Source organism: Rothia uropygioeca (genome assembly GCF_004136585.1).
Lineage (GTDB): Bacteria > Actinomycetota > Actinomycetes > Actinomycetales > Micrococcaceae > Rothia.
The window spans coordinates 404560-425157 of sequence record NZ_NOIR01000002.1 but is presented as its reverse complement, the minus strand read 5'-3'; the positions used below and the strand labels follow the sequence as shown (position 1 = coordinate 425157).

The following is a 20598-nucleotide window of genomic DNA, read 5'->3' as shown; positions in this document are numbered from 1 at the left end:
GCATGTCGAGAATCGGTGAGAGCACGGACCTGCTTAAATGTTCTTTCTGCGGAAAGTCGCAGAAGCAGGTGCGCAAGCTCATCGCGGGACCTGGCGTGTACATCTGCGACGAATGCATCGAGTTATGCAATGAAATCATCGAAGAAGAGCTTGCCGAAGTCTCTGAGATCACTTCGATGGAATTGCCTCGCCCCCGAGAGATCTTCGAGTATCTGCAAGAATTCGTGATCGGCCAGGAACCTGCCAAGAAGGCCCTTTCGGTGGCTGTTTACAATCACTACAAGCGCATTCAGGCGAAGGACTCGGGGCAGCCGCAGAGCGGTCAGTCATTGCTTGCAACGGGCGGCGAGGACGTCGACCTGGCCAAATCGAACATTCTTCTGGTCGGACCGACGGGTTCCGGCAAGACCTACTTGGCCCAAACCTTGGCTAAGAAACTCAACGTCCCCTTTGCGATGGCCGATGCCACGAGCCTGACCGAAGCCGGTTACGTTGGCGAGGACGTCGAGAACATCTTGTTGAAGTTGATTCAGTCCGCCGACTACGACGTCAAGAAAGCGGAAACGGGGATCATTTACATCGACGAGATCGACAAGATCTCGCGCAAATCCGAGAATCCGTCGATCACGAGGGACGTATCCGGCGAAGGAGTTCAGCAGGCACTCCTCAAAATCCTCGAAGGCACCGTGGCCGCAGTTCCTCCGCAGGGGGGACGCAAACATCCTCAACAGGAATTTCTGCAAATCGATACGACGAACGTGCTCTTCATCGTCGCTGGTGCATTCGCTGGCCTCGAGGACATCGTTGGTTCAAGGGTCGGCAAAAAGGGGATCGGTTTCGGCGCACCCATAGAGCAGGCTTCCAAGGAAACCGACATCCTGCAGAAGCTCCTTCCGGAAGATCTGCTGAAGTTCGGGCTGATTCCCGAATTCATCGGTCGCCTTCCCGTTCTCACGAGTCTGTCCAGCCTCGATGTCGAGACACTGGGCCGTGTTCTGACGGAGCCGAGGAACGCCTTGATCAAACAATACAAGCGCATGTTCGCTCTGGACGACGTCGAGTTGGAATTCGAAGACGACGCGATCCGGGCAATCGCGGAATTGGCCATGGAACGGGGGACAGGCGCTCGTGGGCTCCGCTCCATCCTGGAAGATCTTCTCCAGTCCGTCATGTTCGATATTCCTTCACGTGAGGACGTCGCGCAGGTCATCATCACGAGTGAAGTGATCCGGAACGGCGCCGAACCCCAGATCGTCACTCGAGACATGTTGGATGCCGAGAAGAAAGATGCGTCCTAGACATTGGTTTCACCTTTGAAAAGTCAGCGATAGGGCACAGCAAAAGATCACGATTCGGTCTCCGTGACGTGTGATCACTGCATTTCGATAACGGTTTCATCAAGATTTTCTCCTCAGTTTGAGTGGTGCTTTCGCGCGTGCTTAGCTTGGTCCGGCGACGGCACGAACCACACAGGAGATGACATGCACCGAATCTTGCGAATAGCCGTTTCCTCCTTTTGGGGAATTACGGGAGTTTTTGCGGTCACCGTCATGGTGGACCAAAGAATCTTGAGTCTTTCCGACCAGACCGTCGGCTTTTTTCTCGTTCTGGCGATCGTGGGGGTCGTCCGTTTGTCCATGTACGCGGTAGCGGTTCGCTGTGGAATCGAGCCGGAACCTCGGACACGTGATTCCATAACGGCGGGTTTCATCGTGACGTCGTGTGCGGTGGCTTATGGGTGGCTCATTTTGGGAATTCTCGTGGGCACCAACGCGGTCAGTTTGAGTTACCAATCCTCGGTCAAACCGACCTACGGGTGGATATCACTGGTTTTGATACTGCTGTCAGCGGCGAACTACGCGATTGACCTGCACCGGCTCCGCCGAGGGCACTTGTCCGAGAACAAGAAAGTGGTTCGTGAAACCACGGATTCTGAATCCCGAGACTTGGCGCATCACGGCCGGGCATAAATTCTTTGAGCGCTGCGTTACACCCACTGGAACCGTTCACAGCTTGTCTTTTCCAAGGAGTGGGATTACCAGTGACACAGAATACCGAATTTTGGTTTGACCCGATTTGCCCGTGGGCATGGATGACCTCGCGCTGGATGAGCGAAGTGGAGGAGCTCCGTGATGTCCAGGTGACATGGAACCCCTTCAGCCTCGCAGTACTCAACGAAGGCAAAGACCTGGACGCCGGTTATCGGAAGAACATCGACGCTTCGTGGGGTCCCGCGCGCGTCGCGATGGCCGTTCGTGAGGAGCAGGGCCAGGAAAAGGTCAAGCCCTTTTACGACGCGGTGGGGACGGCACTTCACCCCGAGAAGACCGATGAGTCCGACAACCGGCGTCGATTCCGAGCGGCGATCGACAAAGCTCTCGAGGAAACCGGGCTGCCGCCCGAACTTGCGGACTATGCCGAGAAGGACACCTACGACGAGGAACTCCGTCGATCCAACGCACGGGCTCTCGAGCTGGTCGGCGACGATGTCGGGGTTCCGATCATCTCGGTTGACGGCACCGCATTCTTCGGACCGGTGATGTCACCGGCACCCAAGGGCGAGGACGCGGCCAAAGTTTGGGACGGAACGCTCGCCCTTGCTTCTTACCCCGGATTCTTCGAACTCAAAAGGTCCCGCACGAACGGGCCGATTTTCGACTAGACCTTCTCGGATTTCTGGGACCGGCCGGAATCGCTGACTTGGCTGCCGCGAGGATGCACAGAGTCTGAGTCGCTTTTCGTTCTCGAGTGATCCGGGGAGTCCCCAGAAGACCTTCGACCGGAATTGCGCCGGGCCTCTTTGGCTCGGCGCTTTTCTTGTGAGCTGGCCCAGGTGTAGTTGACGGCTTCGTCCGACGTGTACGAAAGCATGGCGAAAACCTGACTGGCCATGAGCACGAACACCGCGTAGACATTGCTCGAGTCCGCGGTATCGGTCACGATCTGAATCGCGACCACGATGAAGCTTGCCCCCAAAAAGGCTAGGTTGATTTGGCGGGCCCTATGATGCCCCCGGACAACGTTGATCGCCAACAAGACCTGGAATAAGGCGACGAGAGTCACCCCGATTGTCACGATTGTCAGGGCATAGTTCCACAGGTCGTTGCCCGTATCGTTGACGAAATTGCGAGCTGACACCGAGAGGTCGTTGTCGGCTTCCTCGATGACACCCGGACTGAAGATTCGGAAAAGGCTTCGGCCGAGCTGCAGAAGTGCCACCAAAGACACCAGCCCGGCCGCGATCCAGACATCCGGCGGGGCCTTCTTGGCGAGTTCGGACAGGTTTCGGTGCTTGTGGTCGGGGTCTTTTGCTTGCTCGGTTTCGTGATCACCGGGGACGACCTCGTCGAGGTCGACGATCGGCAGGTTCCCGTCTGTATTGATGTGATCCCCGCCCCCGTTGCGCGAGTTGTAGCCGCCCATGAAGTCATTCAGCGTCTCGTGGCTGACGCCCGGGTTCTTATATTCGAGGGTGGATACGACGTAGTCGCGCTCCTGATCGGTGTCCGGATCGACCTTGTGGGTTACTTGGAAAGTGAAGAGGGACAAACCCACAGCGTGGTCGTAGGTGGCCGCGGCCAACCAGTCGACCTCCAAACCTCCGGGAAGCTTCCAACCTTTAGGGGTCTTCCAGAAGCGCACATGGTGACGCTTGCTGGGGTTGCCCCCGACTTCCTGCTGGTAGGCAAAGTCCTGTTTTCGACCGAATAGCATCAGTGGGCTGACGGGTGCCTCCGGATAGGAGCTCTTGCGCAAGGAGGAGACGACGATCCGCCAGGAGCTCTTCAGGGACACATTTTCAGCCTTGGTCCATCCGGCGTTGGTCATCGCCTCATGGATGTCGTCTTCTTCAGCCTTGAAGGAAAGATTGACGGGATCCCCGAGGAGACCGTCGCTGGTTTGCGTGCGGCCGAAGAAGTAGTCGGGCACGTAAATATTGGTCAGGATCCGGTGCATCCGGGGGAGCGTCAGGTAGGAGGCCAGGCCCCAGAAGATCAAGATGAAGAGGACGGACCACCAACTCAGGTGCACCGCTTCGGTCAAGGACACAACGGCCAACCAGAGGGATGCCAGACCGGCGAAGACGAAATAGATCTTGTCGGACAATCCGTCGACCAGCCTTCGGCTGTCCGAAAACTGTTGCTTGATTCGGCTTTCTCCGGACTTTTCCGTGTCTCCCTGGTAAACGGGATAATTCGGATCGTCTCTCATGGGGGTCCTTTGCCTCGGGTCGTACTGACTCGGCCCCGCGGTCGGAAGAATGCGGGGCCGAGCCTTTCTCGAGCAGAGCTTCCGCACACTGCGGCCTGTCACGGAAGACTCACTGCTATCAGGTTATTCGCCCGGTACCAGCTCGACGTCTGACACTCCGATGTCGCCGGCCGATGCGGCCAGCTCGATCTCTCTGGCGTTGCCAGCGGCTTTGAGATCCTCCAGCCCCGCTCGCAATTGAGCGATCTGTTCGGTCGGAGCAGAGATGGTTGCGGAGGAAACCTCCGTGCGCTGCTTGACCTTTGCCTCGGACTTCGACTTGCGAAGTCCAGACAGCGCCCGGCCGACCACAGTCAGCACTTCGGGATCTCCGGACTCGGCCGTTTCTGCCCAGCCTTGAGTCGTCGGCCAGGATGCGCGGTGGACTGAGCCTTCCCGCCACCAGGACCAGACTTCCTCTGTGGCGAACGGGAGGAACGGTGCGAAGAGGCGAAGGAGCGCATCGAGCGTGGTTGCGAGCGCCGCGTGCACGGAGGCCTGCTCAGCCTCTCCTCTGGCGCCATAGGCGCGATCCTTGACCAATTCGACGTAGTCGTCCGTGAACGTCCAGAAGAATGACTCGGTCATCTGCAGCGCGCGCGCATACTCGTATTTGTCGAAAGCTTCAGTTGCGGCGTTGACGACGGCGCCCAGCTGGGCGAGCAATGAATGGTCTAAGCCGTTCGTCACGACGTCGGCAGTTGCTCCCCGACCTATGATGGATGACTCGTCGACCCCTTGCATCAGGACGAACTTGGACGCATTGAGCAGTTTGATGGCCAGACGACGACCGATCTTCATCTGGCCTTCGTCGTAGGCGGTGTCTGCGCCCAGACGCGCGGAAGCGGCCCAATACCTGACAGCATCCGCCCCGTGCTTGGTCAAAACCTCGTCCGGAACAACGACGTTGCCCTTGGACTTGGACATCTTCTTGCGATCCGGGTCAAGGATCCACCCCGACAACGCGGTATTGGTCCACGGGATCGTCGACGCCAGAGTCTCGGCACGCACCACGGAGCTGAACAGCCAAGTTCGGATGATGTCGTGGCCCTGGGGACGCAGGTCCATCGGGAATGTTTTCTCGTGCAGACCCGCATTCACGGCCCAGCCTGTTGCTATTTGTGGCGTCAAAGAAGACGTCGCCCACGTGTCGAGGACATCCGGATCGGCAGTGAATCCACCCGGCTGATTCCGCTGGGACTCGTCGAATCCCTTCGGAGCCTGCGCCGCAGGATCGACCGGCAACTGGTTCTCGTCCGGGAGGATCGGATTGTCGTAATCCGGCTCGCCCGCCTCGTCGACCGAGTACCACAGAGGGAACGGGACCCCAAAAAAGCGTTGCCGCGAGATGAGCCAGTCTCCGTTGAGGCCTTCGACCCAGTTCTCGTAACGAGATCGCATAAAGGTGGGATGCCACTGGATTTCGCGCCCGCGCTGGATGAGGTCTTGACGCCGATCAGCGTCCCGTCCGCCATTGCGGATGTACCACTGGCGCGAGGTCACGATCTCGAGCGGCTTGTCGCCCTTCTCATAGAACTTGACCGGGTGCGTGATTTTCTTCGGCTCGCCCTCCATCTCGCCGGACTCGGCGAGCATTTCGACGACAGCCTTCTGGGCGGAGAAAACCGTGGCGCCGGCCAAACGTTCGTATCGTTCGCGCGCTGCGCTGTCGGTAATCCACTCGGGGGTCTCCCTGCTGAAGCGACCGTCACGGCCGATCAGCGCACGCGTGTCCAGCTGGAGCTCTCGCCACCAGGTTACGTCCGTGGTGTCGCCGAAGGTGCAAATCATGGCGATGCCCGAGCCTTTGTCGGGCTGGGCGAGCTCATGAGCTTTGACGGGAACCTCGACGCCGAACAGCGGGGAGGTCACGGTGGTTCCGAAGAGATCCTTGTAACGGTCGTCATCGGGATGGGCCACCAAAGCCACGCAGGAAGGGAGCAGCTCAGGGCGGGTGGTTTCGATCCAAACCTTGCCGCCATCGGGGCGGTGGAAAGACACGCGGTGGTAGGCGCCCTCGCGTTCTTTGTCCTCGAGCTCGGCCTGCGCGACGGCTGTACGGAAGGACACGTCCCACATGGTCGGCGCCTCGGCCATGTACGCGTTACCTGCCTGGAGGTCTTTGAGGAAAGCCAGCTGGGAAACTTTTCGGGAGTGATCGTCGATGGTTCGGTAAGTCCGGTCCCAGTCGACGGAGAGGCCCAAAGTCATGAAGAGGTGTTCGAAGACTTTTTCGTCCTCGACGGCAAGCTCTTCGCACAGCTCGATGAAATTCTGGCGTGAGACCACATCCCAGTCGCGCTGGTTCTTCGCGGGCTTCTCGGGTGGCCGGTAATCCTCGATGTAGGGCTTCGTGGGATCGCATCGTACGCCGTAGTAATTCTGGACGCGTCGTTCCGTCGGTAGGCCGTTGTCGTCCCAGCCAAGGGGATAGAAAACGTTCTTGCCCGTCATCCGCTGATAGCGGGCGATGACATCCGTCTGGGTGTAGGAGAACATGTGGCCCACGTGCAACGAACCGGAGGCCGTAGGCGGAGGAGTGTCGATAGAATAGACGGAGGCCCGCTCGGTGTCCTCGTTGAATGCGTAAGTCCCGGCGGAGCGCCAGAACTGCGAGTACTTCTCCTCGAGCCCTTCGAGTCCGGGCTTGTCGGGAACGGTCACTGTGGTGGGCGTGTCTGTGCCCTGGTCGAATTCAGCCATGCCGACATTCTGTCACGGCTTCGCGGAAACAGCCCACGCGATGACCCGACGCATGAGGTCGGACAGTGTTACCTATTTTGTCGTAATGTCCAGACAAATAGAGATTCTACTATCGAACGTGTGGATCCGTTTGTAGTCTTGGACCATGACGCAGCAGACCACAGACAACTCGCCCCGACAAACCAAAGCTACGAAGATCGCGGTCGTGTCCGGAGCGAGCTCCGGAATCGGAAGAGAAGCGGCCCGCCAGCTTGCGGAGCAGGGGTGGACGATTTATGCCGTGGCCCGCAGACTCGAGCGACTCGAGGAGTTGGCCAAGGAGACGGGTGTCATCCCTCACGCATTGGATGTCACGGACAGGGAAGCCGTAGAGGAGCTTGCCGAAAGGGTTATCGAAGAGCAGGGAACCGTCGACGCGTTGCTCAATATTTCGGGCGCCGCTATCGGTGTCGACTCCGTGGCAAGCGGAAATCCCGAGGACTGGAAACAAATGTTCGAACTCAACGTCGTCGGAACCCTCAACATGACGCAGGCGTTCCTGCCCGCGTTGCGGGCGAACGGTCAAGGCACCGTAATGAACCTGACGTCCACCGCTGCGGAAGCAGGATACGAAGGGGGCGGCGGATACAACGCCGCGAAATTCGGGGAACGAGGTATGACGCAGGCTCTGCGACTCGAAGAGGCCGAAAACAACATCCGTGTCGTCGAGATCTGCCCGGGAATGGTCCGGACCGAAGAATTCTCCGTCAAGCGGCTCGGTGGTAGCCAGTCGGCCGCGGACAACGTGTACAAGGGAGTGAAAGAGCCTCTCACCGCGGGAGACGTCGCGCGAGTCGTCGCGTTTTCGGTGACGCTTCCGCACCATATCAATTTGGACCAGATCACGATGCGCCCGGTTGCTCAGGCTGCGCAGTACAAGGTGATTCGCCAGTCTTAGGAATTCTCCATGGATCTTGGAATCCTCGAAAACCTCCACCTCGTGGCTTGCGGGCACGGTACGCGAAATGAACTCGGGCAAAGAACGATTGCGGCTCTGGTCGAGTCGATCAACCGTAGAATTCCGCAGGAAGTTCATGGGGCTTCGGTGGACGTTCAGAAGCCCGAGGTCGGCGACGTCGTTGCCGGCCTGCCCATTGACCGTTCGGGAATAATCATTCCGCTTCTTCTGTCAACCGGATTCCACACACGGGTTGACCTCAAGAACGCGGCCCGACGGTTCGGTGAAGCCGGGTCCGGAACCTTCCAAACGGTCGACCATCAGATCGTCGCGGCCGACCCACTGGGCCCGTCGGTACGTTTGGCGCGGCTTCAGGCACGACGGCTCGCAGAGACCGGATGGCGGCGGGGCGATGCCGTCGTCATGGGCGTCGTGGGGTCATCGGTTGCCGCTGGAAAGGCTGACGCGGAAACGCAGGCCTCGTACCTGGAAAGGGTTCTTCAGTCGCCGGTTGGCCTGGGATTCGGGACGGCGGCCAGCCCCACGGTCTCGGAAGCGGTCGATGAGTGCAGACGTCAAGGTGCCCCACGCGTATTCGTCTCCTCCTACATCCTTGCTCCGGGAACGTTCCAGGACCGCTTGATGGATACTGATGCAGACAGTGTGAGCGATACTCTGCTCAGAACGGATGACCCGCGCTCCCTGGAGCTTGTCTCGGAGGTTGCGCTCTCCCGCGCAGCGGAGTGCTTTCATCGGTTTCTTCAGCCGGACAGTGCGTGAACGAAGCCTCGGACCCTCGGAGGCAACCAGTGGTCGGGAATCGGCGAGGCTGATCGCCGCGGTGCGCCCTTCAGGCTGTCTTGTGCCGGCATGCAGGCATTTCGCCATCGGCAGAGGTCGAGTGTGACTCCGAAAGACGTTGTGTTGATGCGTGTTGAGTTCGGGCTTTTGCTGGTCGCCCAGTCTTCCTAGAGTTCCATGCATGGTTGCAGACACACGGGATAACCAACGAGGCGCCGCGTCCGCAAAACCGCGCGCCAAAAAGCCGAACGCACAGTGGAAGATCGACGGCACTGAGCCGATGAACCACAACGAAGAGTTCAAGCTCGAGGACAGCGGGCTCAACGTGCGGCAGCGCATCGAAGAGCAGTACGCCCACGAGGGTTTCGACGCGATCACCGATGAAGACCTGCACGGTCGGTTCCGCTGGTGGGGCCTTTACACCCAGCGACGCCCGGGCATCGACGGGGGACGCACGGCCAAGCTCGATACCCGTGAACTCGAAGATCGTTACTTCATGATGCGTATCCGGCTTGACGGCGGCCAGCTCAGTCTCGAGCAACTGCGAACCGTCGCGGGAATCTCGGAAGAATTTGCGCGCGGCACCGCGGACGTGTCCGACCGGCAGAACATACAGCTGCATTGGATCGAGGTCGAGAACGTTCCCGAAATCTGGCGTCGGCTCGAGAGCGTAGGCCTGTCGACCACGGAAGCTTGCGGTGACGTCTCACGCGTAATTCTGGGATCTCCGTTGGCCGGCGTCGCGGCGGATGAGATTCTGGATCCGACACCGGTGATCGACGGCATCAAGAGTCGATTCATTGGCGATCCGGAACTGGCCAATCTGCCCCGAAAATTCAAGACGGCGATCTCAGGGCACCCCAGCCAGGACGTCGTGCACGAAATCAACGACATCTCCTTGGTCGGGGTCCAACACCCCGAGCACGGGGCGGGCTTCGACCTGTGGGTCGGGGGCGGGCTCTCGACCAACGCGATGCTCGCCAAAAGGCTTGGGGCCTTCGTGACCCCGGAGCAGGCGCCCGAGGTATGGCACGGCGTCATCCGCATTTTCCGCGACTACGGATACCGCCGACTGCGGAACCGCGCCCGATTGAAATTCCTCATGGCCGATTGGGGCCCGGAGAAATTCCGACAAGTCCTCGAGGACGAATACCTGGGCTATTCGCTGGCCGACGGCCCGGAGCCGATCGCTCCTGAACACTCTGGCGATCACGTGGGTGTTCACCCGCAGAAGGACGGCAAATATTATGTCGGTCTGAATCCTATGGTGGGCAGAGTCAATGGCGCGACGCTCAATGCCCTGGCGGACCTCATGGAACAGCATGGTTCGGCCAGACTGCGTACGACGCCCTACCAGAAGTTGGTGGTTCTGGACATTCCCGAGGAATCGGTCGCCTCCTTCGTCGAGAAGACCGATGAACTCGGGCTGACGGCGGCACCGTCCGTCTTCCAGCGGGACACCATGGCGTGCACCGGTATCGAATTCTGCAAGCTGGCCATCGTCGAGACCAAGGACACCGCGACGAGGGTCGTCGGGGAACTCGAAGAGAGGCTAGCCGACGTACGGGATCAACTTCCCGAACAGCTGAGTCTCTACGTCAACGGTTGCCCCAACTCGTGCGCGCGTATTCAAACCGCCGATATAGGGCTCAAGGGTCAGATCATCCCTGACGGGGAAGGCGGACAGACCTCGGGATTCCAAGTGCACCTCGGCGGAGGACTGGCCAATTACCGAAATGACGCCGCGGGCGAGCTCGGGCGGACCGTCCGGGGCTTGAAGGTCGCTTCCGACGATGTCGCCGAATACGTCGAGAAGCTGATCCGACGGTACATAGCCTCACGCGAAGAAGGGGAAACCTTCGCTCGCTGGGCCAAAAACGCCGACGAAGAGGAGCTAGTATGACCGCCACCTCGGAGACTGAACTTCGGTCCCTTGCCCGCAGTGGCGAGGAACGCCTCGAATGGGACTCCTCGGCCCAGGACGTCATCTCTTGGGTTGCGGAAAACTTCGACACCGCCGATATCGCCGTGGCTTGCTCGATGGCAGATGCCGTCCTGCCCGCGCTGGTCGCAGACCAGGTGCCCGGCGTGGACGTGCTTTTCCTCGACACCGGATATCACTTTGCTGAAACCATGGGAACGCGCGACATGGTCCAGGAAAGCTTGGACGTCAACATCGTCGACCTCAAACCCGAGCTGACGGTTGAGGAACAAGACAAAACCTATGGCAAGGATCTGTTCGGATCCGATCCGACCGCGTGCTGCCGCATGCGCAAGGTCGAGCCTCTCAACAAGGCGCTCGAAGGCTACAAAGTATGGTTCACCGGAGTGCGCCGGGAGGAAGCGCCCACCCGGACGAATACGCCTCTGGTCACGTGGGACGATACGCACGGTCTCATCAAGGTGAACCCCTTGGCTCCCTGGTCCTTCGACGAATTGGTCGACTACGCCAACGAGCACAAAGTGCCGGTGAATATGCTCCTGACCGACGGGTACCCCTCGATCGGGTGCCAGCCGTGCACGCGCCGAGTAGCAGAAGGCGAGGATCCGCGCGCCGGTCGTTGGGCCGGTCAATCCAAGACAGAATGCGGGATCCACCTGTGACCGCAAGGATCGAAAGAGCGACTGACGTCATGAGCACCGACATCACATCCGGCACGGCCCGCGTGGCCGAAAGCTACCTCGAGAGCCAGCCCACGGGCCAGAACCTGACCGACCTGGACATTCTGGAGTCGGAGGCCGTGCACATCATCCGTGAGGTGGCCGCGGAGTTCGACCGGCCCGCAATGCTCTTTTCCGGGGGCAAGGACTCTGTGGTCATGACCCACCTTGCCGCCAAGGCATTCTTCCCGGCCAAGATCCCCTTCCCACTGGTCCACATAGATACCGGACACAATTTTCCCGAGGTGCTGGATTATCGCGATCGGGCGGTTGCGCGGCTCGGAACACGACTCGTGGTCGGATCCGTGCAGGAGTACATCGACAGGGGAGAACTCGAAGAACGAGCGGACGGAACGCGAAATCCGCTGCAGACGATCCCCCTCCTCGACACAATCTCCCACAATGGCTACGACGTGGTCTTCGGTGGGGGCCGCCGCGATGAGGACAAGGCCAGGGCCAAGGAACGCGTTCTGAGTCTCCGAGACGACTTCGGTCAATGGGACCCTCGTAGCCAGCGGCCCGAGCTGTGGAACCTGTACAACGGGCGCCACACACCGGGACAACACGTTCGGGCGTTCCCCTTGTCCAACTGGACCGAATTGGACGTGTGGCGTTATATCGAGCGTGAGGGGATCGAGATCCCGAGCCTGTACTACGCGCACGAACGTGATACTTTCCTGCGCGACGGGATGATTCGGGCCGTCGGGGAAGTCTCCCAGCCGGAATCGCACGAGGAGGTCGTGCCTCGCGTGGTTCGATACCGCACCGTTGGTGACATGTCGTGCACGGGTGCCGTCGAATCGACGGCGTCGACCGCCTCCGACGTGGTCCAAGAAGTCGCGATCTCGACTCTTACCGAGCGCGGTGCAACGCGAGCCGACGATCGCATTTCCGAGGCGGCCATGGAAGACCGCAAGAAGGACGGGTATTTCTAAATGACCATCACCGATACGCTCGCGGCTTCGAGCATGAATACTCGGACACTGTTCCGGTTCGCGACCGCCGGGTCCGTCGATGACGGAAAATCGACGCTGGTCGGGCGGCTTCTCTTCGATTCCAAGGCGATTCTGGCCGACCAGTTGGAAGCCGTGGCCCGCACATCGGCTGAACGCGGCTTCGGGTCCTCCGGAGAGGAACTCGATCTCGCGTTGCTGACCGACGGGTTGAGAGCCGAGCGCGAACAGGGGATTACGATCGATGTCGCCTATCGGTACTTCGCGACCGATACGCGAAATTTCATTCTCGCGGATTGCCCGGGCCACGTGGAATACACCAAGAACACCGTCACTGGAGCATCGACGGCCGACGCGGTGGTTCTGCTGGTCGATGCACGGAACGGGGTCCTCGAACAGACCAGGCGGCACCTGGCCGTGGCCCGTTTGCTGCGCGTGCCGCATGTGATTGTCGCGGTCAACAAAATCGACCTGGTCGATTACGCTGAGTCAGCGTATCGAGGAATCGTCGAGGATATCCGCCGGGTCGCGACGGAGCTTGGCATCGACACGGTTTTGACCGTGCCCGTGTCCGCCCTCAAGGGCGACAACGTGGTGAGCCCGTCCGCAAAGACCCCGTGGCACACCGGTGAGACCCTTTTGGGTCTCCTGGAAGAATTACCGGATCGAGACCGCAGCCTCCAGACGGCTGAGCCCTTCCGCATGGCCGTGCAGACCGTCATCCGGCCGCAGGGATCTTTGGCCCAAGGCTTGGACGAGGACGAATTCCGCGACTTCCGGGGATACGCGGGCCAGATTTCGGCCGGGTCCATCAACGTAGGCGATCGGATCGCCGTCGCGGCCACCGGCGGGAGGACACGCGTGACCGCTATCTGGAGCGGGTCGGAGCGGATCGTCTCGGCTCGTTCTCCTCAGTCGGTCGTGCTCGAAATCAATGACCAGCTGGACCTGACACGGGGATCCATGCTGACGGACGCCGAAGAAGTGCCGACCGCTCACCGAGAATTCGGGGCGCGGATTGCCTGGTTGTCGAGCAATCCGTTGGTTGCCGGGTCCAAGGTTCTTGTCAAACACGGCACAGCCACCGTCAAGGCGATAATCGAGGAGGTACGGGGGCGACTGGACCTTACGAATCTGGCGGATATCCCGTCGGAGACGCTCGACCTCAATGATATCGGTTCGGTCAGGCTCAAGACCGCGTCGGCGTTGCCGGTGGAAGACTACGAATCACACCGTCAAACGGGAGCTTTTCTGGTTATTGACCCTCAATCGGGGGACACCCTGGGAGCGGGCATTGCTGCACCGGAGCAACCCGAGGCCGAGGCGTCCGCCGACGACTGGCTGATGGCCGAAGGGTAACGACACGAGCCCATGACCTACCCACTCGGCTTGCAACTGCGCGGGCGCGAGGTGCTCGTCGTCGGCGGCGGTCCCGTCGCGACGCGTCGCATACGTGCGCTCGTGTCCGACGGAGCTCACGTCATCGTCGTCGCCCCAAACGTCAGCCAGGAGATACGAGAACAAAGTCATCGCGGAGAACTCGTATGGCACGAGCGAGGCTTCCAGAGCTCCGATCTCGATCAGGTCTGGCTGGTTCTTGCCCACACGTCAGAACCGTTCGCACAGGATGAGGTGGCCGTGGAAGCCGAGCGACGAAGGATTTTCTGCGTCAAAGGCGGCGATCCCCACGCCGGGACCGCCTGGGTCCCGAGCGTTGCGAAAGCCCACGGAGTCACGGTTGCGGTCAACGCGGGCAGGGACCCCCGACGTGCCAAGGCCGTCTCCTCGTGGGTATCGGCTGCTCTCGACGCCGGTGAGGCGCCCGTCAGGCCACGCTCGGGGGCAGCCGCACTGGCGGCAGACCAAGTGCCCGGGACCGTTGCGCTGGTCGGGGGCGGCCCCGGAGACATGGATCTATTGACGGTTCGGGGGCGGTTCCTCGTCGCCATGGCGGACGTCGTGGTCGCGGACCGACTCGGACCACGCGAGGTCCTGACAAGGGTCCGAGAGGACGCCCGCGTGATCGAGGTCGGCAAGAATGCCGGCCACCATCCGGTTCCTCAGGGCGACATCAACCAAATCCTCGTCCAGGAAGCTCGAAAGGGGTTGCGCGTCGTACGTCTGAAAGGCGGCGACCCGTTCGTGCTCGGCCGCGGCGGCGAGGAAGTTGAGTATTGCGCTGCTCACGGGATCGAAACCGAGGTCGTTCCAGGCGTGACTTCGGCGATTTCCGTGCCGGCTGCCGCGGGGATACCCGTGACGCATCGAGGCGTGGCGACGGGGTTCTCAGTGATTACCGGACATCAGCACATTGCCGAAGTACCCGGGGGCGCCGAGCACACCTTGGTATTGCTCATGGGAGTCACGCGACTTTCCGAGACCGCAAGCCGCCTGATCGATGCGGGAAGAAGGCCGAGTTCGACACCGGTTGCCGTGATCGAACGCGGCTGGACCCCTGAACAGCGTACGACCTTCGGGACTTTGTCGACGATCGGTAAAGTTGCACGGGAACGCGGGGTTCGGGCGCCGGCGGTGATCGTCGTGGGCGACGTCGTCCGCTTATCCCCTGAATTCGTCTGAAACGGATCGTCGAGGAATCCGGTCAGCGCGCGTGCCGAGCAATTTTGAGCGCTGAGGTGATCAGAGGCAGCTGGAGCGGAAGCCTGCCGAAAGCTCGTACCTTGCGGGCAGGCTCCTCATGGCGGTAATCCCAGGCCATCTTGAAGTTCCCGGGCCACACCCCCAGGTACAGGGCCGTGGCTGCTTGCCCTCCGACGCGACGAGTGTGGGGAATCAGCAGCAAGGCCGACACGCCGAGCTCCACGACGCCTGAGCCAAGGGTCCATGTCCGCGCCGAGCCGGGGAGGCGGGGCGGAACCAGCCCTTCGAATACTGTAGGGCGGAGGAAATGCAGGGTCCCCGCCGTGGCCAAGAATGCGCCGTGGAGGAGAGCGGACCGACGTGCACTTTTGCGTTGCTGATAAGTCGTCATACGTCGAGTCTAGGACCGTGAATCCGATACCCCCGCAATCCGCCTCGGTAAGGCTCGGGACAATGGTGGCCTGAATGGTCGTATTGGGTATCGAACCACCCGCTCGGCGCTCATACCGCGCCCCGATTTTAATCACGGTCAGGGGTTAGACAGGGATGTCACTACTGCTTAGACTGAGAGGTAGTGCGAAGACCCGGCCATCACCGGCGAGCAATCCGGAAGAACGGGCAGTACCTGTGATGTCCCACCTATGCGTTGCGGCGCGGGAATTCACGGAATAGATACAGCCTTATTAGACCCGGACGGGTAGGCCCGAGACAGCCGTCATGAAGCGGCCGAGTCCGCTGAGACACTCCCGCGGTGGCCTTTCCATGGCCACCGCGGGCAGTCCCAGTTGTTCGGCAAGTGAGGTGGTACCGCGTCGTTTCGGCGTCCTGACGCAACCGAATGTTCCATTTCGAGATCCAGGATGACCGCGTGAGCACTCACTATCCCAAGGCCACCAGCAACTCTTCGGATGCCGTTCCGGCTTCCCCTTCTTTCCCTGCCCTGGAGGAGGGCGTCCTCGAGTATTGGCGCGAGGACGGCACCTTCGCTCAGAGCATTGAGCAGCGTGACCGCGGTCAAGGTTCTACCGAAGAATTCGTGTTCTACGACGGTCCTCCCTTCGCGAATGGGTTGCCGCATTACGGTCACTTGCTCACCGGTTACGTCAAGGATCTCGTCGCCCGCTATCAGACCCAGCGCGGAAACAAAGTCGACCGACGCTTCGGCTGGGACACTCACGGCCTGCCGGCTGAGCTCGAAGCGATGAAGCAGCTCGGTATGACCGACAAGCAGCAGATCGAAGAGATGGGCATCGACAAATTCAACGATGCGTGCCGGTCTGCCGTCCTCAAGTACACCGACGAGTGGCAGAAGTACGTCACCCGTCAAGCGCGCTGGGTCGACTTCGAGAACGACTACAAGACGTTGAACGTCGAGTACATGGAATCGGTCATCTGGGCTTTCAAGCGCTTGCATGACAAGGGACTGACGTACCAGGGGTTCCGGGTCCTTCCATACTGCTGGAAGGACGAGACTCCTTTGTCCAACCATGAGCTGCGCATGGACGATGACGTCTACAAGGACCGTCAGGATCCCACCGTGACGGTCGCGTTCATGCTCAAAGACGGTGACTCCGAGATCAGCCATGAACTCGCCGGAGTTGCGGCCATCGGCTGGACCACTACTCCTTGGACGATCCCCGCCAACCTTGCCCTGGCCGTCGGACCCGAGATTGACTACGTCGTCGTCCCCGCCGGCCCCAACGGGACCGCCGCGGAGGCGAGCCGCTTCTTGCTTGCGGCCGAACGTCTGGCCGATTACGCGCAGGATCTGGGTTACGAGGACGTCGAAGCGGCACAGGGCGCCGTCGAAACCCACTACCAGGGCAAGGATCTGGAAGGGATTCGCTACGAACCGGTTTTCGATACTTTCGCCGACACCGACAAATACCCGACCGAAAACGCGTGGCAGATCCTGCTGGCCGATTACGTTACGACGACGGACGGCACCGGGATCGTTCATCAGGCCCCGGCCTACGGTGAAGACGACCAAGCAACCTGCGAACGCTACGGAATCCCCGTCGTCCTGACGATCGATGAGGGAGCGAAAGTGCTGCCCCTCTTCACTGGTACCGAGCTCGAAGACATCGTCGGACTGCAGGTCTTCGAATCCAATACGCCGATCGTCAGGCACCTGCGTTCCAAGGCCGTGCTGTTGCGGGAGAAATCGTATGTTCACTCCTATCCGCATTGCTGGCGGTGCCGGAATCCTCTGATCTACCGCGCCATCACCTCGTGGTATGTCTCCGTCACCGAGTTCAAGGACCGGATGGTCGAGCTCAACGAGGACATCAACTGGATCCCGGAAAACGTCAAGCACGGTCAGTTCGGCAAGTGGCTGGAAAACGCTCGCGACTGGTCGATTTCTCGAAACCGGTATTGGGGCTCGCCGATCCCGGTATGGGTCTCGGACGATCCGAATTATCCGCGGACGGACGTCTACGGATCGCTCGCCGAGTTGGAGGCAGACTTCGGCAGAATGCCGCTCAACCACGAGGGGAAGCCGGATCTGCATCGCCCGTTCATCGACGAGCTGACTCGTCCGAACCCCGATGACCCCACCGGGAAATCGACAATGCGTCGTGTACCTGACGTGCTCGACGTGTGGTTCGATTCCGGATCGATGCCGTACGCGCAGGTTCACTATCCATTCGAGAATAAGGAATGGTTCGAGAACCATTACCCGGCCGATTTCATCGTCGAATACATCGGGCAGACCCGTGGATGGTTTTACACTCTGCACATCCTCGCTACGGCGCTCTTTGACCGCCCGGCTTTCACCAATGTGATCTCCCACGGCATCGTTCTCGGCTCGGACGGACAGAAAATGTCCAAGTCACTGCAGAACTACCCGGATGTGACCGAGGTCTTGGACCGAGACGGATCCGACGCGATGCGCTGGTTCCTGATGTCCTCACCGATCCTTCGCGGCGGCAATCTGATCGTCACCGAACGCGGAATTCGTGAGGGCGTTCGGCAGGTCATGCTGCCTCTGTGGAACGCCTATCATTTCTTCACGTTGTACTCGAACGCGGCTTTCGACGGTCGTGGCTACGACGCTCGCTTCCGGTATTCGTGCGAGAACGTGATGGATCGTTTCATCTTGGCGAAGACGCGGCAGCTCATCGAAGAAACCACGGCGGATTTCGAGCGGTACGACGTCTGGAGCGCGTGCGAGCACCTCCGCGTCTACGCAGATGCCCTGACCAACTGGTACGTGCGTCGCTCACGCGAGCGCTTCTTCGACGAAGACATCGCGGCATTCGACGTTCTGTACACATGCTTGGAGACCGCGTGCCGTATCGCAGCCCCTTTGCTGCCGATGGAGGCCGAAGAGATCTGGCGCGGGTTGACCGGAGGCCGTTCCGTACACCTCACGGATTGGCCGAAGGAGGGGGTCCTGGCGCAGGAGCACGATCTGATCGACCTGATGGAGACCACCAGATCCATCTGCTCGGCCGGCTCGGCTCTGCGGAAGGCCGAGAACCTTCGTGTTCGTCAGCCCTTGGCAACCATGACGGTCGCAGTTCCCCGGGGCAAGGAGCTGGCTGGCACATTCGCCAGCATCATCGCCTCTGAACTGAATATCAAGAAGGTCATCGTTTTGGAGTCCGAGGAGGTTTCGGCGGAGTCGTATGGCATTTCGCGCAGTCTCAAGGTCAATGCTCGGGCTGCGGGACCTCGTTTGGGAAAACAGGTCCAGGTCGCCATCAAGGCTGCGAAGTCCGGGGACTGGAAGGTCGAGCAGGATGGCACCGTCGTCGTGGGCAGCGAGACGCTGGAATCCGGCCTTGCCCTGCACGAAGGTGAGTACGAACTGGAAACCGTGGTCGCAGAGGGCAACGACGCGGACCAAGCAGTCTCAGTCATCGACGGTGGTTTCATCGTGCTCGATACTCGACTCACGCCTGACCTGCAGGCGGAAGGAACTGCCCGCGACATGGTTCGTGTGATCCAGCAAGCGAGGAAAGACGCAGGTCTTCAGGTCTCCGACCGGATTCGGACGGTCGTTCGTGATTCGGCTGAGGTCGTCCAGGCGCTGCGTGCGAATGAAAAACTGGTCGCGGGGGAGACTCTGACGACCGAACTGGTCTTGGAAGAAGACTCACAACCGTCCGTGACCGTGGAAACGGTAGCCGACGAAACCGTAAAGAGTGATGCATGAGCGACCAACCTTTCAACGACGACGATTCCCAGGACCCGTCCGAGGACCTTCCCGAGGAGCTGAGCCCGTTGGGCCCGGAGGACATCGAGGAAGCAGAAGACATCGACCTAGACGAGGACGCCGATGTGGCCTCGCCGACGTCGGATGATTCAGGGGAGACGAGTGACGACGCCTTTTCGGTCGAATCCATCTTCGCGGAGCTCAAGGGAAGAGCGCCGGAGACTCAGATCGCTCCGCGGCTGGATGCGATGCGGATGGCCATGGATTTCCTCGGAGATCCGGCACATAGTGCCCCGGTCATCCACATCACCGGGACCAACGGAAAGACGTCCACGGCTCGTCTCGTGGAACGGCTTCTGATGGCCCATGATCTGCGCCCCGGCCGGTACACCTCGCCGCATCTTGAGCGCGTCAACGAACGTATTTGCGTGGACGGCGAACCCGTCGATGACCGCACGTTCGTCCGGGTGTGGGACGAAATTCGTCCTTCCCTGGAGCTCGTCGACCAGCGTTTGGCGGATCAGGGCGATGTACCTCTGACCGAGTTCGAAGCCATGACGGCATTGGCGTTCGCGATCTTTGCCGATGCCCCGGTGGACATCATGGTCCTGGAAGTCGGCCTCGGCGGAGAGTGGGACGCCACGAACGTTGCGAACGCGCAGGTTTCCGTGGTGACTCCTATCGATCTGGATCACACTCACATGTTGGGAGACACGGTTGAGGACATCGCCTCGGAGAAGGCCGGCATCATCAAAGCCGCCGGTTTCCTGGTCTCGGCCGCCCAACAGCCTTCGGTGGCGGAGATTCTCCTGGGTCGGGCCCGAGAGCGCGAGGCCGAATTCCGTTTCGAAGGCGTCGAATTCGGCGTGACGGAAAGGACCCCGGGGGTCGGCGGCCAGGTCGTGACGATACAGGGGTTGGCTGCTCGATACCCCGATGTGGCCCTCCCACTGTTCGGAGAACATCAGGCCGAGAACGCGTCCCTGGCGATTGCCGCCGTCGAAGCGTTGTTGGGAGGCGGGGAGAAAGAGCTGTCTATTGATCTCATCCGTACGGCTTTCGAAGAGGTCACCTCACCCGGCCGGCTCGAGGTCGTCCGAACCGCCCCGGTCGTGGTGCTGGATGCAGCGCACAATCCCCATGGAATAGTCGCTTCCGCTGCCGCGGTTCGTGAATCCTTCGATATCAGGCAACTGAACCTTGTCGTAGGAATCCTGAGAGACAAGGACGCGCTGGGGATGCTCGAGATCATGCGGGAACAGTACGCGGAGTCCACGGATTTCGAAACGCGGTTGTACGTGACGGCATCGACGTCACCACGGGCCATTCCCGCCGAGGAACTCGCTGATCTCGCGTTGACCGCAGGTTTCGACGAAGACGCGATCGAAATCCATCAACGCATCGACGACGCATCGGTTGCGGCGATTTCGGATGCCGCAGCCCGTGAAGAGTTGGACGCCGCCGTGCTGATCACGGGTTCGGTCACCGTCGTCGGCGAAGCACGCGTACTTCTCGGACGGTAGGAGGAT

At 60.5% G+C, this 20598-nt stretch carries 15 protein-coding genes; 12 read left to right on the top strand and 3 right to left on the bottom strand.

Features of this window, described 5'->3' with window-relative positions; genetic code table 11:
• The first annotated feature begins 2 nt into the window (after positions 1-2).
• From clpX to EWR20_RS06150, 3 genes are all read left to right on the top strand, one after another.
• Positions 3-1298: an ATP-dependent Clp protease ATP-binding subunit ClpX gene (gene clpX / locus EWR20_RS06160; RefSeq protein ID WP_129359748.1), complete on the top strand. Its 1296-nt coding sequence runs from the start codon at positions 3-5 to the stop codon at positions 1296-1298.
• Between the two features lie 183 nt (positions 1299-1481).
• A complete protein-coding gene (locus EWR20_RS06155) occupies positions 1482-1970 on the top strand; it encodes a hypothetical protein (protein WP_129359747.1) in 489 nt (162 codons plus the stop codon).
• A gap of 71 nt (positions 1971-2041) precedes the next feature.
• Positions 2042-2662 carry a mycothiol-dependent nitroreductase Rv2466c family protein gene (locus tag EWR20_RS06150; RefSeq protein WP_129359746.1) on the top strand — a complete coding sequence of 207 codons (621 nt, stop codon included), beginning with the start codon at positions 2042-2044 and terminating at the stop codon, positions 2660-2662.
• Here EWR20_RS06150 and EWR20_RS06145 read toward each other — a convergent pair.
• A complete protein-coding gene (locus EWR20_RS06145; protein WP_129359745.1) occupies positions 2659-4212 on the bottom strand; it encodes an LssY C-terminal domain-containing protein in 1554 nt (517 codons plus the stop codon). The two genes, EWR20_RS06150 and EWR20_RS06145, sit on opposite strands and share 4 nt — an antisense overlap.
• A 123-nt stretch (positions 4213-4335) precedes the next feature.
• Entirely contained in the window at positions 4336-6954 is a 2619-nt protein-coding gene (valS, locus tag EWR20_RS06140) for a valine--tRNA ligase (protein ID WP_129359744.1), read from the bottom strand.
• A 145-nt stretch (positions 6955-7099) separates the two neighbouring features.
• On the opposite strand from valS, the gene EWR20_RS06135 reads away from it, so the two are divergent.
• The 7 genes from EWR20_RS06135 to cobA all read left to right on the top strand — a co-directional run bounded on the left by EWR20_RS06135 (position 7100) and on the right by cobA (position 14886).
• Positions 7100-7891, top strand: coding sequence for an SDR family oxidoreductase (locus EWR20_RS06135; RefSeq protein ID WP_129359743.1), 792 nt, complete (start codon positions 7100-7102; stop codon positions 7889-7891).
• Positions 7892-7900: 9 nt separating this feature from the next.
• Positions 7901-8671 (top strand): sirohydrochlorin chelatase, encoded by a 771-nt coding sequence (locus tag EWR20_RS06130; protein WP_129359742.1) that lies wholly within the window; start codon positions 7901-7903, stop codon positions 8669-8671.
• Between the two features lie 202 nt (positions 8672-8873).
• Positions 8874-10595 carry a nitrite/sulfite reductase gene (locus EWR20_RS06125; RefSeq protein ID WP_129359741.1) on the top strand — a complete coding sequence of 574 codons (1722 nt, stop codon included), beginning with the start codon at positions 8874-8876 and terminating at the stop codon, positions 10593-10595.
• The gene (locus EWR20_RS06120) at positions 10592-11296 is read left to right on the top strand and encodes a phosphoadenylyl-sulfate reductase (RefSeq protein WP_129359740.1); all 705 of its coding nucleotides are present in this window, start codon (positions 10592-10594) and stop codon (positions 11294-11296) included. Before EWR20_RS06125 ends, EWR20_RS06120 begins: the two co-directional genes overlap by 4 nt.
• 29 nt (positions 11297-11325) lie before the next feature.
• Positions 11326-12288: a sulfate adenylyltransferase subunit CysD gene (gene cysD, locus EWR20_RS06115; protein WP_129359739.1), complete on the top strand. Its 963-nt coding sequence runs from the start codon at positions 11326-11328 to the stop codon at positions 12286-12288.
• Positions 12289-13665 (top strand): sulfate adenylyltransferase subunit 1, encoded by a 1377-nt coding sequence (locus tag EWR20_RS06110; protein WP_129359738.1) that lies wholly within the window; start codon positions 12289-12291, stop codon positions 13663-13665.
• 12 nt (positions 13666-13677) lie between these two features.
• Positions 13678-14886 carry a uroporphyrinogen-III C-methyltransferase gene (cobA, locus tag EWR20_RS06105; RefSeq protein WP_129359737.1) on the top strand — a complete coding sequence of 403 codons (1209 nt, stop codon included), beginning with the start codon at positions 13678-13680 and terminating at the stop codon, positions 14884-14886.
• Between the two features lie 22 nt (positions 14887-14908).
• Here cobA and EWR20_RS06100 read toward each other — a convergent pair whose 3' ends face one another.
• Complete coding sequence (locus tag EWR20_RS06100) at positions 14909-15298, bottom strand: DoxX family protein (protein ID WP_129359736.1); 390 nt, start codon at positions 15296-15298, stop codon at positions 14909-14911.
• Positions 15299-15775: 477 nt separating this feature from the next.
• Here EWR20_RS06100 and ileS point away from each other — a divergent pair, with 477 nt between their 5' ends.
• Together ileS and EWR20_RS06090 are read left to right on the top strand one after the other, a co-directional pair.
• Positions 15776-19069 (top strand): isoleucine--tRNA ligase, encoded by a 3294-nt coding sequence (ileS, locus tag EWR20_RS06095; protein ID WP_238147614.1) that lies wholly within the window; start codon positions 15776-15778, stop codon positions 19067-19069.
• Positions 19066-20592, top strand: coding sequence for a bifunctional folylpolyglutamate synthase/dihydrofolate synthase (locus EWR20_RS06090; protein WP_129359734.1), 1527 nt, complete (start codon positions 19066-19068; stop codon positions 20590-20592). Before ileS ends, EWR20_RS06090 begins: the two co-directional genes overlap by 4 nt.
• Positions 20593-20598: the final 6 nt, after the last annotated feature.